Raw genomic sequence first — 15,931 nt, 5'->3', positions numbered from 1 at the left:
ATGCGTACTACTCGTGCCCTGGTGGCCGCGGGCGCCGCCATCGCCGTCGTCGGGCTCGCCGCCCCCGCGGCCGTCGCCTGGGACACCCCCAGCAACATCGTCGCCCTGCCCAGCGTCATCGCCCGGGGCGGGCAGTTGACCGTCACGGTCGACGGCTGCCCGAGCGGCGGAACCATGACGTCGGGCGCCTTCCCCTCGGCCAACCTGTCGCCCGTCAACGGCACCAACGAGACGTCGAAGGGCACGGCGACGATCAACAGCAACGCCACCCCCGGCGCCTACAGCATCACGGTCAACTGCTCCGGCAAGACCCTGACCAACCCGAACGCGTTCACCGTCATCGGCGGCGTCCGCGGCGGTATCGGCGGCAGCAGCACCACCGGGGCGACCCCGACCGACATCGCCATCGGAGGCGGCCTGGTGGCCGCGGCCGTCGTCGGCGGTGGGGTGTTCTGGATGCGCCGTCGGACCGAGCGCCGGATCTGACACCCCGGAAGTTCCGGAACCGGCCGTCCGGGAGCTCGGCGACCGACCCGGCCTCCTCCCCTTCGGAGACAACGGATCGCACGTGCACAGGCCTTCGCCCCGGTCCCTTCAGGGATCCGGGGCGAAGGCCTGTGCGGTGGCGGCGCGGTCAGGCGCCGTCCTCGCCGGTACGGCGACGGGAGAAGTGGTACGCCGCCCCGACCGACCCGGCGATGAGCGCGGCCCCCAGGCCGAGCTCCTTGAGATCGAACCCGGCGAGGCTGCCGCCCTCACCGGCGTGCACACCCCGGCTGGGAGCCAACGGCCTGAGCGTGGGGGACGTCCGGCCGCCGGCGATGGTGAGGCCGGCGTTCTGCCAGAAGGTGCCGCAGTGGAACGTCACCTCATAGACGGCGCCCGGTTTGGCGTCCCAGTCGACCATGGCCGTGGCGGAGGTCTGACCCTTGCGCAGGGTGACGTCGTCGAAGACGCCGGAGGAGACGAACACGTCCTGGTCGCAACCGGTCGCGCGCAGCGTCACCTGTCCGCCGGCCGCGATGGTCGTGGGCAGGACACCGGCCCGGAATCCGGAGCTGTCGTCGCTCGCGTGGGCGGCGGAGGCGGTGAAGGTCAGGGCGCTCACGCCCAGCAGTGCGGCCGAAGCGACGCGTATCGCGCGCATGATGAATCCTCCGGGTCCCCGAGGAGCAGCTGCGGACCTTTTCCGCTCGCGCCGGAAATGCACCTCGATGACCGAAACGCTAGGAACATGTGTGCGCCTCCGCGATCTCAGTCGCGCGAATGGGGCAACCGTGTGGGCCGCTCAGGGGAACGCGTTCCCGCGGCCGGGGGACACGGGCGGCGCGGCGGGCGTCCCCCGGCCGCCTCTGTGGTGAGGACCTGTCAGCGATCGCGCCGGTGGGACACGGTCAGCCCTTGATGCCCGGGAAGAGACTCAGGAACGGGTCGGCCGACGCCGTCACCCCCCGGCTGTAGGGCGCGTCGAAGTCCCAGATCAGGAAGAGCAGGAAGACGACCAGCGCGGAGAACAGCCCGGAGAGGATCAGTTCGCGGGGTGTACGCCGGATCTGCAGCGCGAAGATCATCCCGATGGTGGCGACCCCGCCGCCGATCAGTCCGAACCACACCACGCCCGGCATGGTCGGCGCGGCCGAGTCCGCCCGGGCGTTGCGTGCCTGGTCCGCGGTGGCCAGCTGGTCGAGGACCGGTTGATAGGCCTGGGCCTCGAAGTCGCTCCCCGGCTGGTAGTCGGTCACGTCGACGCGGATCCGCTGCATGAGCGCGGTGCCGCGCTCCGTGACCTGGCCGGTGTCCGCCATCGCCTTCCACTCGGTGGTGACGACGTGTCCGACATAGGCGTTGACATCCTCCCGAATCCGGTCACGGACGTCCGGCGGATAGACCCGTACCCGCTCCGAGATCTCGTGCAGCGCCTGCGCCTCCGCCTGGACGTGGTCCTGGGCCGCGCTGCGCGCCTCCCAGACCCCGGCGATGGCCAGGCCCAGGACGATGGCGTACACCACGCCGATCCACATCGTCATGTACTCGATGACGTCCGGTGTGTCGTTGGGGTCCTCGTCGACCGGCGCGGTGCGGTGCCGGACGAGGGTGATGAGGACCACCACGACGCAGGCGGCCAGCATCGTGAGGGTGAGAACAAGCCATTCCGGCAAGGGATGCCTCCAGGATCGGCACTAGCGCGGCCGCAGCGCGGCGACGGCGATCACCGCGGGCGCGGTGATGAGCAGGACGTAGGTGACCGGTGACGTGGCGCCGTGGGGCGGTCGTTCGCGCGGGTGGCGCGCCGTGTAGCGGGGATAGGTGACCGCGGTGACGGAGGGGCTCGGGGTGGGCTTCGCCGTCGGTGTCGGTCTCGGTGTGGGCGTGGGGGCCGGCGGTGGGGGAGGAGGTGGAGTCGGCGTGGGTGGGGGAGCCGGCTCCGGGCGGGCCGGCGCCGGCCGGGGTGCCGGAGGAGGCGGCGGCGGAGGCGGCTTCGGGGTCGGGGTGGGCTTCGGCTTCGGCGGAGTGGGAGCGGGAGTCGGGGTCGGCTCCGGTGTCGGTGTCGGTGTCGGGGTCGGCGCAGGTGGGGGAGTCGGCGTGGGTGTGGGCGTCGGGCACGGCGGGGGAGGGGGCGGTGGGCAGAGCGGGGGAGTCGGCCAGGTGAGGCTGCCCGCGACCGCCACCGCCTGTGTTCCGCCCGGGCCCGTCGAGGCGTACGCGCAGGCGTCGGCCACGGCCGCGTCGGCCGGCCCGCCCACGAACATCCACGTCAGTGTCAGCACGGCGAACACTCGTATGGCAGGGGTGGATTGGGTCGGTTCGGGTCGATGCACGACGGAGATCCTGAGGCCTCCCGGGCCGCGGCACGCCCGGTGACGAGGGGATTGGCCCGAAAGGGGGAACCTCCGTGACGCAGGTTTCGGAAAGAAATATGTGAGCTGGTTGAACACGACCGTGACCCCCATGCGTATTCATGGTCGTGCGGCGGCGCAGCAGGGCGTTGCAACACCTTTGAACGTATGGGGAGTTGACGATGAAGACCTCCTGGCGGAGCGCCTCACTCGTGGCGAGCGCTGCGGCTGTGCTGGCGCTGACGACGGCCTGCGGCCAGGAAGGCGGCGCGCAGTCCTCGGGCAGCCAGAACGTCGGTGCGACGGCCGCGGCGGGTGACTACACGGTGGGCGGCATCAGCGCCGGAGCCGGTGCGGGTGCCGAGGCCAGCCAGAGCACCGGAGCCGGGGCCGGAACCGGTACCCAGACGTCCACCGCGGGCGAGCTGAACGTCTCGACCAACGCGGAACTCGGCAATGTGCTCACCGACGGCGCCGGACTCACCCTCTACCGCTTCGACCAGGACACGGCCGAACCGCCGAAGTCCAACTGCGCCGACGACTGCGCCACCGCCTGGCCGCCGGTTCCCGCGGACGACGCCGAGGCCGGCGCCGGTGTGGACGAGTCGCTGCTCGGCGAGGTGACCCGCGCCGACGGCACCAAGCAGCTGACCATCGGCGGCTGGCCGGCGTACCGCTACGCCAAGGACACCAAGGCCGGGGACGTCGCAGGTCAGGGCGTGGGCGGCAAGTGGTACGCGCTGGCCCCCGACGGCAAGAAGGCGAAGATCGCCGACCTGCCGGGCCTCTCCACCCGCAAGGACCCGGAGCTCGGCGAGATCGTCGTCGACAAGAACGGCATGACGGTCTACCGCTTCATGAAGGACGAGGCCTGGCCCAAGCCGGTCTCCAACTGCAACGGAGCCTGCCTGGAGAAGTGGCCGGCCGTCGCCCCCGTGGCGACGAACGACACCAAGGACGTCCAGAAGAAGGGCCTGATGAGCTTCACCCGGTCCGACGGCGTCAAGCAGATGACGGTCAACTGCTCGCCCATCTACACGTTCGCGCAGGACAAGGAGCCGGGCGACACCAACGGTCAGGGCGTCGGCGGCACGTGGTACGCCGTGGCACCCGACGGCAAGCCGGTCGGAGCGCCCAAGTAGACCCGGCGCACCGATCCACCGGTCCGCCCCCTCCGCGCCGCACGGAGGGGGCGGACCGGTTTGCCGTCATTCACGGCAAAACCCCGCGAGTCGCGGCCCGGTGCGGAATTCGGCCGGAACGCCGCGGAGTGTCGCGCGCACTTTTCGTGGAGGATGCGGCGGGGCATCAATGCGGCACGTGCCGCAGGCAGTGACCGGGAACGGATGGTCAATTTCCGTTTCTGCTCGCTCCATTGGCGGGCGATCAGTAGCCTCTGCTCGAACACCGGATCGCCTACGCCTTGGAGAGATAGATGGAGCGTCCCGCCTGGGCCCCACGAAGCATCGACATCTCGGTGCCGAGCGTTTCGCGCATCTACGACTACTACCTGGGCGGTTCGCACAACTTCGAGGTCGACCGGGAAGCGGCCCGCCGGGCCATGGAGTTCATGCCGGGTCTGCCCAAGGTCATGCAGGCCAACCGGGCGTTCATGCGCCGCGCGGTGCGCTTCGCGGTGGACGAGGGCATCACCCAGTTCCTGGACATCGGCTCGGGCATCCCGACCTTCGGAAACGTCCACGAGGTGGCCCAGGCGACCCGGCCCGACGCCCGTGTGGTGTACGTCGACCACGACCCGGTGGCGGTCGCGCACAGCGAGGCGGTCCTGGTGGGCAACGACCGCACGGGCGTGGTCGCGGCCGACCTCCGCAAGCCCCAGGAGATCCTCGCGAGCCCCGAAGTGCGGGGTCTGATCGACCTGAACCGGCCAGTGGCGCTGCTCCTCGTTGCCATACTGCACTTCGTGGAAGACGCGGACGACCCGTACGGAGCGGTGGCCGAACTGCGCGAGGCGCTCGCGCCCGGCAGCCTGCTGCTCCTGACGCATGCCTCGTACGACGGAATCCCGGTGCCGGCCGAGCGGGCGGAGGGCGCGGTGGACGTGTACAAGGACATTCGCAACCCGCTGATCATGCGCTCGCGCGAGGAGATCGCGCGGTTCTTCGAGGGGTACGACATGGTGGAGCCCGGACTGGTGCCGCCGCCGAGCTGGCGGCCGGAGAACGCACCGGAGGACGAGGATCCCTATGCGTTCTCCGGGTTCGCGGGCGTGGGGCGGACGGCGTGAGCGCGGAACCGGACGGCCCCAAGGACAGACTGCGGCGGTTCGCGACGATCTGGAGCCGGGCGGTGTTCCCGGTGACCTCGACGTCCGCGACCCGGCAGGAGTTCGAGGAACAACTGCTGCCGCTGGCGGGACGGTTGAGCGAGGCGCTCAAGGCGCGGGTGTTCGACGCGGACGAGGCCAAGGCGGTGGGCGCGGCCCTGGTCGACGTGCACTGCACCGACCCGGACGCGCTGGCCCGCACCCTCGACTGCGTCGACGCCTACCTGGTCCTGTACTGCGGCGAGAGCGCCGAGGCCGGTGTCCAGGAGGACCTGCGGGCACGCGCCGCGCGGATCCAGCACGCCATGGCCGCCGGGTACGCCCACGCACTGCGCGAGCGGACCCTCGCCGAGCAGGAGGCCATCGCGCAGGCCGCGCTGCGGGCGCAGGGCGTCGTCGCGCAGGCTCTGCACGCGACGGAGGCCCGCTTCCGCGCGGTCTTCGAGGGCGCCGCCATAGGCATCGGAATGGCCGACCTTGAGGGCAACGTCCTGCAGGTCAACGGCGCGCTGCTGCGCATGTTCGGCCTGACCGACCCGGCCATGGGCGGCCGCCGGGTCCAGGAGTGGACCCACGCCGACGACGCGCCCCAGACGTGGAAGCTCTACGAGGAACTCGTCCGCGGCGAGCGCGAGCACTACCACACGGAGAAGGCCTTCTACCGCCCCGACGGAACGGTCCTGTGGACCAACCTGACGGTCTCCCTGCTGCGCGACGCCGACGGCAACCCGCAGTACCAGCTGGCCCTCATGGAGGACACCACCGAGCGGCGCCTGCTGAACCTGCGGCTGCGCTACGAGGCCACCCACGACGCGCTCACCGGCCTGCCCAACCGCACCTTCTTCTTCGAACGTCTGGAGAAGGCGCTGAACGCCGGGACGGGACAGCGGTTCGGGCTGTGCTACCTCGACCTGGACGGCTTCAAGACCATCAACGACAGCCTCGGGCACGCGGCCGGCGACCGGCTGCTCGTCGAGGTCGCCGACCGGCTGCAGTCCTGCGCGACCGCGCCCGGCGAGATGGTGGCCCGGCTCGGCGGCGACGAGTTCGTGGCCCTGACCACCGGACCCGACACCGAGCGTGAGGTCGACGAGCTGGCCGCGCGCATCATGAACGCGATGATCGCCCCCATCAGCGTCGACGGCCGCGAGCTGACCGTGCGCGGCAGCATCGGCATCGTCGAGGGCCCGGCGGGGGAGCGCAGCCCGGCGGAGGTGCTGCGCAGCGCCGACATCACCATGTACCGGGCCAAGTCGGCGGGCGGTAACCGCTTCGAGCTCGCCGACCCGGAGGCGGACGCCCGCGCGATCACCCGGCACGGCCTGACCACCGCGTTGCCGGCGGCCCTGGACCGCGGCGAGTTCTTCATCGAGTACCAGCCGCTGGTCCACCTCGGCGACGGCAGCGTGCGCGGCGCGGAGGCGCTGGTGCGCTGGCTGCACCCGCAGCACGGTGTCCTCGGCCCCGACCGGTTCATCCCGCTCGCCGAGCACACCGGACTGATCGTCCCGCTGGGCCGCTGGGTCCTGGAGCAGTCGGTGCGCCAGGCCCGCGAGTGGCGGGACCGGCACGACGCCGCGGGCCCGCTCCGCATCAACGTCAACCTCTCGCCGTGCCAGCTCACCCACCCCGGCCTGGTGCAGGACACGGTGGACATCCTGGAGCGGATGGGCGTCGCCCCGGACGTGCTCTGCCTGGAGGTCACCGAGTCGGCGCTGATCGGCGCCGACGACGACCTGCTGAAGCCGCTGCGGCGGCTGGCCGAGATGGGCGTCGACATCGCCCTGGACGACTTCGGCACCGGCTACTCGAACCTGGCCAACCTGCGCCGCCTCCCGGTGAGCATCCTCAAGCTGGACCGCTCCTTCACGCAGAGCATGCAGCAGTTCCCGGCGGACCCGGTCGACCTCAAGATCGTCGAGGGGATCGTCTCGCTCGCCCACAGCCTGAACCTCGCGGTGACGGTGGAGGGCGTGGAGACCGGCGCCCAGGCCGAGCAGTTGCGGATACTCGGCTGCGACACCGCCCAGGGCTGGTACTACGCCCGTCCGGGCCCGCCGGAGCGGCTGCACGAGCTGGCGTTGGTGGACGCCACGGGCTGAGGCCCGACCCTGGCGCCGAGGTACCTCGGCGTGGGGGTTCGGCGCGTGTCACGCCGGTGGCCCACGGAGGTCGTCGCGCTCGTCCCCCACGCCGCGCCCGAACCGGTCCTCGCGCCCGGCCCGGTCGTTGTGCCCGGACCGGTCGTCGTGCAGGGGAGAGCCGTCGTGCGCGGGAGGGCCGTCGTGCGGCGGAAAGCCGCCGCTCTCGTCACGCGCGTCGCCCACCGCGGTCGCCGCGCGGACCAGCGCCGCCGTGGCCGTCGAGCGGGACCGCGAGGGCCAGGCGACGGTCAGGACCGCGGGCGGGGCGTCCGCGACCGGCAGGTAGACGACGCCCGGGCGCGGATAGCGGGCGGCGACCGAGGCGGGGAGCAGGGGGATCACGTCCCCCATCGTGACGAGCATCAGCAGTTGGGCTAGGTCGCGGCCCGCGTCGCGGATCTCCGCGAGGTACCCGGGCAGGTCGGCGACGCTCAGGCCGAGGTCGGCGAGGGTCAGCGGGTCCCGGTGGGCGAGCGGGTGACCGGCGGCGAGGGCCGCGACGCGCCCTTCGGTGCTCAGCGTCTCGGTGTCCAGACCGGTGTGGTCGAAGGGCTCGTGCACCAGGGCCGCGTCGGCCTCGCCGCGGCGCAGCAACCGCGGTGCCTCACGCCAGCCGCACAGCCGGACGGCGACCGGCAGGGCCGCCGGCCCGGCCGCGTACCGTGCCAGAATCGGCTCCAGCAGCCCGCCGTCCCCGTCGGCCTTGACGGCCAGGACCAGCTTCGGATCCGGGGCCGCCGCGCGCCGGGCCAGCCGGCCGGCGGCCTCCAGCGCCTCCAGCGCGAACCGGGCCTCGTCTAGGAGCACCGTGCCGGCCGGGGTGAGCGTCACGCTGTGGGTGGTCCGCTCGAAAAGGGTGACGCCGAGGTCCCGCTCCAGCCGGCGGATCGCGCGGGACAGGGGCGGCGGGGAGATGCCCAGCCGCCCGGCGGCACGGGCGAAGTTGAGTTCCTCGGCGACGGCGACGAAGTAGCGCAGCAGACGGGAGTCCACGCGGGCCCCTCGGATCGGACGCGCTCCGACCGGTGTCGCCCGGAGCGGTATTGCTCTGAGGGTAACAAGCGGGAGCGGATCGGTCCTTCAGTTCGGGCGGTCCGGGCCGCAGGCTCGACGACGTCAAGTGAAGCGTTTCCCACGGGAGTTGTTGTTCATGATCGTTGTCACCACCCCGACCGGGCAGATCGGCCGGCAGGTCCTCGACGGGCTGCTCGACGCGGAGGGGGAGACCGGCGGGATCCGGGTGATCGTCCGCGACCCCGGCCGTCTCCCGGAGCGGGTGCGGGACCGCACCGAGGTCGTCCAGGGATCGCACGCCGATCCCGCCACCATGAAGGAGGCGTGCGCGGATGCCGACCGGGTGTTCTGGCTGGTGCCGCCGACGCCCGGTGCCGACACCGTCGAGGGCCACTTCCGCGCCTTCACCGAGCCGCTGTGCGAGGTGATCGGGCAGCGGGATGTCCAGCGGGTCGTCGGCGTCTCGTCCCTGGGCCGGGGCGTGGCGAAGAACGCCGGGCAGGTCTCGGCCTCACTCGCCGCGGACGAGGCGGTCGCGGCCACCGGGGTGCACTACCGGGCCCTGTGCGCGCCGTTCCTGATGGAGAACCTGTTCCACCAGGCCGAGTCGATCCGCGACGCCGGTGTGCTGCGCGTCGCGCTCACCCAGGACCGCGTCCTGCGCACCTGCGCCACCCGTGACCTCGCCGCCGAGGCCGTCCGCCTGCTGCTCGACGCCTCCTGGACCGGATCGGACGACGTGCCGGTGGTCGGACCGGACGACCTGACCCCCGAGGGCATGGCCGGGGTCCTCTCCGAGGTGCTGGAGCGTCCGGTGCGCGTCGAGCAGAGCAGCAGCGCCGACTACCGGGTGATGCTGCGGAGCCTCGGGGTCGGGGAGGCCTGGGCGCAGGGCTTCGCCGACATGGTGGACGCCCAGAACGAGCAGGGGCTGTACGGCGCCGGCGCGCCGACCACGCCCGAGGTGGCGCCCACCGGCTTCCGGCAGTGGTGCGAGGAGGTGTTCGCACCGGCCGTTCGGGGCTGAGATCCGCTGGGGTCAGCGCTCCAGCAGCATCCGCTGGAGTTCCCTGGCCGCCCGCGGCGGAGCCACGTCACTGCGGTGCGCGAGGGCGATGGTGCGGTGCAGACCGGGCCGCGTCAGCGGGGTGACCCGCAGCCCGCGCCCGGACCGGGCCGCCACCATGCGCGGGACGACTGCCATGCCGAGGCCCGCCCGGACGAAGCCCAGCACCGCGTCCATCTCCCCGCCCTCTACCGCGAAGTCCGGTTCGAAGCCCTCGGCGCGGCAGGCGGCCACGGTCAGCTCGCGCAGGTCGTAGCCGTGCCGGAACATCACCAGGCGCTCGCCCTCCAGGTCGGCGACGCCCACCGTGCGCCGGCCGCCGCCCGGCTTGGGGGAGTCCGGCGAGGACACCACCACGAGGTCCTCGCGCAGCAGTTCCACCGTGGTCAGCGCGGGGGAGGGCGTGGGCAGCGGGAGGACGACGAGCGCCAGGTCGAGGGCGCCGCGGGCGAGTTGCCGTACGAGATCGTGGGAGCCGCCCTCCTCGATGAGCAGGCGGATACCGGGATAGCGGTCGTGGAAGGCGCGCAGCACGTCCGGCAGCAGACCCGTGCACAGACTCGGGGTCGCGCCCAGGCGGATCCGGCCGCCGCGCAGCTGCACCAGTTCCAGCACCTCGTGCCGCGCGGTGTCCGCGTCGGCGAGGATCCGCCGGGCCAGCGGCAGCAGCGCCTCGCCCGCGTCGGTGAGCGTGATGTTGCCGCGGGCCCGCAGGAACAGGTCCGCGCCCAACTCCCGTTCCAGCGCCTTGATCTGCTGCGACAGGGACGGCTGGGCGACATGGACCAGCTCGGCGGCCCGGGTGAAGTGCCGGGTCTCTGCGACCGCCACGAAGTACTGGAGCTGCTGGAACTGCATCCCCCCACGATAGCCGCAGGCTATGGAATCAAGCCGGACCATGTCTTGGACCGATCGGACCGCCCGCCCGTAGCGTCGGTGGCATGGCTCTGGCAACGCGGACGGACCGACGGCCGTCGATGGCGCGCACCGTGTGGGACTCCTCCGTCGGCAAGAAGACGGTGATGGCCGTCAGCGGCCTGATCATGCTGCTCTACCTGGTCGTCCACATGATCGGCAACCTGAAGATCTTCTTCGGGGCGGGCGAGTTCAACCACTACGCGCACTGGCTGCGCGTCGTCGGCGAGCCGTTCATGCACTACGAGTGGACGCTGTGGCTGGTCCGGATCGTGCTGGTGGTCGCCGTGGTCGCGCACGCCGTCTCCGCCTACCAGCTCAGCCGCCGTGACCTCCGGGCCCGCCCGACCCGGTACGTCCACAAGAAGCGACGGGCGAGTTACGCGACCCGCACGATGCGCTGGGGCGGGATCATCCTCGGCCTGTTCATCGTGTGGCACGTCCTCGACCTGACGACGGGCACCGTGCACGCGGGCGGATTCCAGGAGGGCCACCCGTACCAGAACGTCGTGGACACCTTCTCCACCTGGTACGGCAACGTCATCTACATCGTCGCCATGCTCGCCCTCGGCCTGCACGTCCGGCACGGCTTCTGGAGCGCCGCCCAGACCCTCGGCGTCGGCGGCAGGGCCCGCGGCCGCGCCCTGAAGACCGCCGCGGACGTCCTCGCGCTGCTGCTCACGGCCGGCTTCATCGCCGTACCCGTGGGCGTCATGACCGGAGTGGTGAGCTGAACATGACTGCTGCATACGCGGACTACGCGACCGGTGAACCGGTCGTCGACTCCAAAGCCCCGTCCGGACCCGTCGACGAGCGCTGGGACAAGCGCCGTTTCGAGGCCAGGCTGGTCAATCCCGCCAACCGGCGCAAGCACACCGTCATCGTCGTCGGCACCGGCCTCGCGGGCGGCTCCGCAGGGGCCACCCTCGCCGAACAGGGTTACCACGTCGTCCAGTTCTGCTACCAGGACTCCCCGCGCCGCGCCCACTCCATCGCGGCCCAGGGCGGCATCAACGCGGCGAAGAACTACCGCAACGACGGCGACTCGATCCACCGGCTCTTCTACGACACCGTCAAGGGCGGCGACTTCCGCGCCCGGGAGTCCAACGTCCACCGGCTCGCCCAGATCTCCGTGGAGATCATCGACCAGTGCGTGGCGCAGGGCGTGCCCTTCGCCCGCGAGTACGGCGGGCTGCTCGACACCCGCTCCTTCGGCGGCGTACAGGTCTCGCGGACCTTCTACGCCCGGGGCCAGACGGGCCAGCAACTGCTCCTCGGCGCCTACCAGGCGCTGTCCCGGCAGATCGCGGCCGGGAACATCGAGATGCACCCGCGCACCGAGATGCTCGACCTGATCGTCATCGACGGGAAGGCACGCGGCATCGTGGCGCGCGACCTGATCACCGGTCGTGTCGACACCTACTTCGCGGACGCCGTCGTCCTGGCGAGCGGCGGCTACGGCAACGTCTTCTACCTGTCGACGAACGCCATGAACTCCAACGCCACCGCGATCTGGCGGGCGCACCGGCGCGGCGCCTACTTCGCCAACCCGTGCTTCACACAGATCCATCCGACCTGCATCCCGCGCACCGGCGACCACCAGTCCAAGCTGACCCTGATGAGCGAGTCGCTGCGCAACGACGGCCGGATCTGGGTGCCCAGGGCGAAGGGCGACGACCGGCCGGCCGACACGATCCCCGAGGACGAGCGCGACTACTACCTGGAGCGCGTCTACCCCTCCTTCGGCAACCTGGTCCCGCGCGACATCGCCTCCCGAGCCGCGAAGAACGTCTGCGACGAGGGCAGGGGCGTGGGGCCCGGCGGACAGGGCGTCTACCTCGACTTCGCCGACGCCATCCAACGGATGGGACGCGAGGCCGTCGAGGCCAGGTACGGCAACCTCTTCGACATGTACCAGCGGATCACCGACGAGGATCCGTACGAGGTGCCGATGCGGATCTACCCGGCCGTGCACTACACGATGGGCGGCCTGTGGGTCGACTACGACCTCCAGACCACCGTCCCCGGCCTGTTCGCGATCGGCGAGGCCAACTTCTCCGACCACGGGGCGAACCGGCTCGGCGCGTCCGCCCTCATGCAGGGCCTCGCCGACGGCTACTTCGTGCTGCCGGCGACCATCAACGACTACCTCGCCCGCAACCCGCACCACGAGACCGTCACCGCCGAACACCCCGTCGTCCAGGAGGTGTTGGCGGAGACCGAGGACCGGCTGCACCTGCTGCTGGCCGTCGACGGCGACCGTACCCCCGACTCCTTCCACCGCGAGGTCGGCGAACTCATGTGGGAGTTCTGCGGCATGGCCCGCACCGACGGCGGGCTGCGCAAGGCGCTGGAGCGGATCCCGCAGATCCGCGAGGAGTTCTGGCGGCGCATCAAGGTCCCGGGCGTCGGCGAGGAGTTCAACCAGTCCCTGGAGAAGGCCAACCGGGTCGTCGACTACCTGGAACTCGCCGAGCTGATGTGCCTGGACGCCCTGCACCGCGCCGAGTCCTGCGGCGGCCACTTCCGGGAGGAGTCCCAGACCCCCGACGGGGAGGCCGCCCGCCGCGACGACGAGTTCGGGTACGGGGCCGCCTGGGAGTTCACCGCCACCGGCGAGGCCCCCGTCCTGCACAAGGAAGACCTCGTCTTCGAGTACGTCCACCCCACCCAGCGGAGCTACGCATGAAGCTCACCCTGCGCGTCTGGCGGCAGAAGAACGCCGACGCCGAAGGCGCCATGTCCACCTACGAGGTGGACGGGATCTCCTCCGACATGTCCTTCCTGGAGATGCTGGACACCCTCAACGAGGAGCTCATCCTGCGGGGTGAGGATCCGGTGGCCTTCGACCACGACTGCCGGGAGGGCATCTGCGGGGCGTGCTCGCTCGTCATCAACGGCGACGCGCACGGACCCGAGCGCACCACGACCTGCCAGCTGCACATGCGGTCCTTCCGGGACGGCGACACGATCGACGTCGAGCCGTGGCGGGCGTCCGCGTTCCCGGTGGTCAAGGACCTGGTCGTCGACCGGTCCGCCTTCGACCGGATCATCCAGGCCGGCGGATACATCACCGTGCCCACCGGTGCCGCGCCGGAGGCGCACGCGACGCCGGTGCCCAAGCCGGACGCGGACTTCGCGTTCGAGCACGCGGAGTGCATCGGGTGCGGGGCGTGTGTGGCGGCCTGTCCCAACGGGGCGGCGATGCTGTTCACGTCGGCCAAGGTCAATCATCTGAACGTGCTGCCGCAGGGGGCGCCGGAGCGCGAGACGCGGGTGCTGGACATGGTGGCGCAGATGGACGACGAGGGGTTCGGGGGGTGCACGCTCGCGGGTGAGTGCGCGACCGCCTGTCCCAAGGGGATTCCGTTGGTCTCCATCACGGGGATGAACAAGGAGTGGCTGCGGGCCACTCGGAGGGCCGGGAAGCGGTAGCGCCGCAGGGGAGATGGTGTCGCGGCGGCTGCGGGGCCGTACGTCGATACGGCCCCGCGCCCCTCGGGGCGCCGCCCCGGGGCCGGTCGACAGATGAAGCGTTCGCCGAGAGGTGCGGACGGGCGGGGCCGGGAGTGGTGCTCATTTCCGGCCCCGTCTCGCTGTTCCGGGGTGGGCCCCTGGCATTCAGCAACCCCACATCCACTCTCCCGGCGCTGGTCATGTGCCGGTCAGCCGGGGTCGGGAGAACAGGAACGGCGGCACCGCTCGCCGTCCCGGCCCGTGACCAGGAGAGTGCCATGACCGGCGTTTCCACGCTCGACCGTCCCCCGCAGTCGACCGCACCCACCCGCTACACCGTCACCCTGGCCCGCGACGAGGCCGACGTCCGGGCCGCGCAGCGGCTGCGGCACGACGTCTTCGCCGGGGAGATGGGCGCCCTCCTGTCCAGCCCGCGGCCCGGACTCGACGTCGACGCCTTCGACGCGTACTGCGACCACCTGCTCGTGCGCGACACCACCACCGGGCAGGTCGTCGGGACGTACCGGCTGCTGCCGCCGGAGCGGGCCGCGATCGCCGGACGGCTGTACTCGGAGAGCGAGTTCGACCTCTCCCCGCTCGACCCGATCCGCCCCGGGCTGGTCGAGGTCGGCCGCTCCTGCGTCCACCCCGACCACCGGGACGGCGCGGTCATCGGGCTCATCTGGGCCGGCATGGCCCGTTACATGGTGGACCGCGGCCACGAGTGGCTGGCCGGCTGCTGCTCGATCCCGCTGGCCGACGGCGGCCGGGTCGCGGCGGGCACCTGGGACCGGGTGCGGGAGAAGAACCTCGCACCCCGGGAGTACCGGGTACGGCCGCTGCTGCCCTGGGTGCCGGACGGCGTGAGCGTCCCGGCGCGCACCGAACTCCCCGCGCTGCTGCGCGGCTACCTCCGCCTCGGCGCCTGGGTCTGCGCGGAGCCCGCCCACGACCCGGACTTCGGCGTCGCCGACCTGTACGTGCTGCTGTCGATGCGCCGGGTCGCCCCGCGCTATCTGCGGCACTTCCTCTCCCTCGTCCCCGCCCGATGAGCGTCTGGCTGCCCGGCGCACCCTGCACCCCGCGGGCGTGCGTGGAACCGGTGGGGTCCGCCGTCGCGCCGCCGCTGGCCGTGCTGCGGCTGGCCGCGGTCACGGTCCTGGTGGCCGGCGGGGTGCTGCTGTCGCCGCTCGGCGGGATGGTCCCGGGCGCGGTGGTACGCCGGTGGTGCCGGGCGGTCGTTCGGGTCGCGGGGGTACGGGTCCGGGTGACCGGCGCCGCCGCGCCCACCGGCGGACTGCTCCTGGTCGCCAACCACATCTCGTGGCTGGACATCCCGCTCCTCGGCGCCGTCCGGCCCGCCAGGATGCTCGCCAAGGCGGAGATCAGGCGGTGGCCCGTGGTCGGGCCGATGGCCGCACGCGGTGCCCTGTTCATCGAGCGGGACCGCCTGCGGGCCCTGCCGGCCACGGTCGCCCGCGTCGCCGAGGCGTTGCGGGGCGGCTCCGCGATCGTCGCCTTCCCCGAGGGGAGCACCTGGTGCGGCCGGGCCCAGGGGTACTTCCGGCGGGCCGTCTTCCAGGCCGCGCTGGACGCCGGTGTCCCCGTCCAGCCCGTCCGCGTCCACTACCGCGCTGCCGGGGGAGCGGCCAGCACGGCGCCCGCCTTCGTCGGTGAGGACACCCTGCTCGCCTCGCTGTGGCGGGTGGTGTCGGCGCGCGGGCTGGTGGCCGAGGTCGAGGTACGGGCCGTCATCCCGCCGGGCAGCCACCCCGACCGGCGCACCCTGGCACGGGCCGCCCAGCGGGACGCGCTGCCGGAGCCGGAGGGCGCCCACGTGGCCTCGGCTCGTTGAGCGCATCGGGCTCTTCGGGGTCACCGGACCTCCGGTTCCCGGTCCGGCCGGCGGGTGTTCCGCCACGAACGTCCTCGGGCCGACGACACCGGTGCGGGACCCGGCCACGAGCCGGGTCCCGGTTCCGGGTCGCGATCCGGGCGGCGACCACGAGTGGGCACGCCCCGCGCGATGCCGCTCCGGCACGGTGAACGAGTCGTTGACGGCGCGGAGTCGAAGGCCACCACCAGCGGCCGGACCCGCGGGACCGCGTGCCGGCCTCGGTCCGGTCCCTCGACGCAGGTGACACCCGGACGGAGCGGCAGCGACCGGCCGGGCCGGACGGAGGACGAGACCGGCGGCGGTGTCGCCCCGAGG

13 protein-coding genes and 1 pseudogene are annotated in these 15,931 nt (G+C 72.2%); 10 read left to right on the top strand and 4 right to left on the bottom strand.

The genetic code is table 11. The features are described 5' to 3' along the window. Complete coding sequence (locus ACZ5VD_RS06745) at positions 1 to 486, top strand: hypothetical protein (protein ID WP_468548479.1); 486 nt, start codon at positions 1 to 3, stop codon at positions 484 to 486. Positions 487 to 634: 148 nt separating this feature from the next. On the opposite strand, the gene ACZ5VD_RS06740 is transcribed toward ACZ5VD_RS06745, so the two are convergent. Next, on the bottom strand, positions 635 to 1,147 hold the full coding sequence (locus tag ACZ5VD_RS06740; RefSeq protein ID WP_468681187.1) for a hypothetical protein: 513 nt from the start codon (positions 1,145 to 1,147) through the stop codon (positions 635 to 637). A 247-nt stretch (positions 1,148 to 1,394) separates the two neighbouring features. After that, the gene (locus ACZ5VD_RS06735; protein ID WP_468548481.1) at positions 1,395 to 2,159 is read right to left on the bottom strand and encodes a bestrophin-like domain; all 765 of its coding nucleotides are present in this window, start codon (positions 2,157 to 2,159) and stop codon (positions 1,395 to 1,397) included. A gap of 860 nt (positions 2,160 to 3,019) precedes the next feature. On the opposite strand from ACZ5VD_RS06735, the gene ACZ5VD_RS06730 reads away from it, so the two are divergent. From ACZ5VD_RS06730 to ACZ5VD_RS06720, 3 genes are all read left to right on the top strand, one after another. After that, positions 3,020 to 3,979: an SCO0930 family lipoprotein gene (locus ACZ5VD_RS06730; RefSeq protein WP_468548482.1), complete on the top strand. Its 960-nt coding sequence runs from the start codon at positions 3,020 to 3,022 to the stop codon at positions 3,977 to 3,979. Between the two features lie 293 nt (positions 3,980 to 4,272). Beyond that, positions 4,273 to 5,085: an SAM-dependent methyltransferase gene (locus tag ACZ5VD_RS06725; RefSeq protein WP_468548483.1), complete on the top strand. Its 813-nt coding sequence runs from the start codon at positions 4,273 to 4,275 to the stop codon at positions 5,083 to 5,085. After that, positions 5,082 to 7,226, top strand: coding sequence for a putative bifunctional diguanylate cyclase/phosphodiesterase (locus ACZ5VD_RS06720; RefSeq protein ID WP_468548484.1), 2,145 nt, complete (start codon positions 5,082 to 5,084; stop codon positions 7,224 to 7,226). The genes ACZ5VD_RS06725 and ACZ5VD_RS06720 overlap by 4 nt, the downstream gene beginning before the upstream one ends. 213 nt (positions 7,227 to 7,439) lie before the next feature. On the opposite strand, the pseudogene ACZ5VD_RS06715 reads toward ACZ5VD_RS06720, so the two are convergent. Further along, positions 7,440 to 8,261: pseudogene (locus tag ACZ5VD_RS06715) on the bottom strand (LysR family transcriptional regulator); the annotation flags it as partial. Positions 8,262 to 8,418: 157 nt separating this feature from the next. Here ACZ5VD_RS06715 and ACZ5VD_RS06710 point away from each other — a divergent pair. Then, entirely contained in the window at positions 8,419 to 9,309 is an 891-nt protein-coding gene (locus ACZ5VD_RS06710; protein WP_468681185.1) for an NAD(P)H-binding protein, read from the top strand. Positions 9,310 to 9,321: 12 nt separating this feature from the next. On the opposite strand, the gene ACZ5VD_RS06705 is transcribed toward ACZ5VD_RS06710, so the two are convergent. Next, on the bottom strand, positions 9,322 to 10,206 hold the full coding sequence (locus ACZ5VD_RS06705; protein ID WP_468548486.1) for a LysR family transcriptional regulator: 885 nt from the start codon (positions 10,204 to 10,206) through the stop codon (positions 9,322 to 9,324). 119 nt (positions 10,207 to 10,325) lie between these two features. Between ACZ5VD_RS06705 and ACZ5VD_RS06700 the strand changes: the two genes are divergently transcribed. From ACZ5VD_RS06700 to ACZ5VD_RS06680, 5 genes are all read left to right on the top strand, one after another. After that, entirely contained in the window at positions 10,326 to 10,997 is a 672-nt protein-coding gene (locus tag ACZ5VD_RS06700; protein ID WP_468548770.1) for a succinate dehydrogenase, read from the top strand. Positions 10,998 to 10,999: 2 nt separating this feature from the next. After that, entirely contained in the window at positions 11,000 to 12,952 is a 1,953-nt protein-coding gene (locus ACZ5VD_RS06695; RefSeq protein WP_468681183.1) for a fumarate reductase/succinate dehydrogenase flavoprotein subunit, read from the top strand. Further along, positions 12,949 to 13,698 (top strand): succinate dehydrogenase/fumarate reductase iron-sulfur subunit, encoded by a 750-nt coding sequence (locus ACZ5VD_RS06690; RefSeq protein WP_468548488.1) that lies wholly within the window; start codon positions 12,949 to 12,951, stop codon positions 13,696 to 13,698. The genes ACZ5VD_RS06695 and ACZ5VD_RS06690 overlap by 4 nt, the downstream gene beginning before the upstream one ends. Before the next feature lie 299 nt (positions 13,699 to 13,997). Then, positions 13,998 to 14,771, top strand: a complete 774-nt coding sequence (locus ACZ5VD_RS06685) for a GNAT family N-acetyltransferase (RefSeq protein ID WP_468681181.1) — start codon at positions 13,998 to 14,000, stop codon at positions 14,769 to 14,771. Then, positions 14,768 to 15,574 carry a lysophospholipid acyltransferase family protein gene (locus ACZ5VD_RS06680; RefSeq protein WP_468548490.1) on the top strand — a complete coding sequence of 269 codons (807 nt, stop codon included), beginning with the start codon at positions 14,768 to 14,770 and terminating at the stop codon, positions 15,572 to 15,574. Before ACZ5VD_RS06685 ends, ACZ5VD_RS06680 begins: the two co-directional genes overlap by 4 nt. The last annotated feature ends 357 nt before the right edge of the window (positions 15,575 to 15,931 follow it).

It is taken from the genome of Streptomyces sp. NPDC032822 (genome assembly GCF_055578825.1).
Note: the sequence above shows the minus strand (reverse complement) of the source record. Positions and strands in the feature narration are given on the sequence as shown.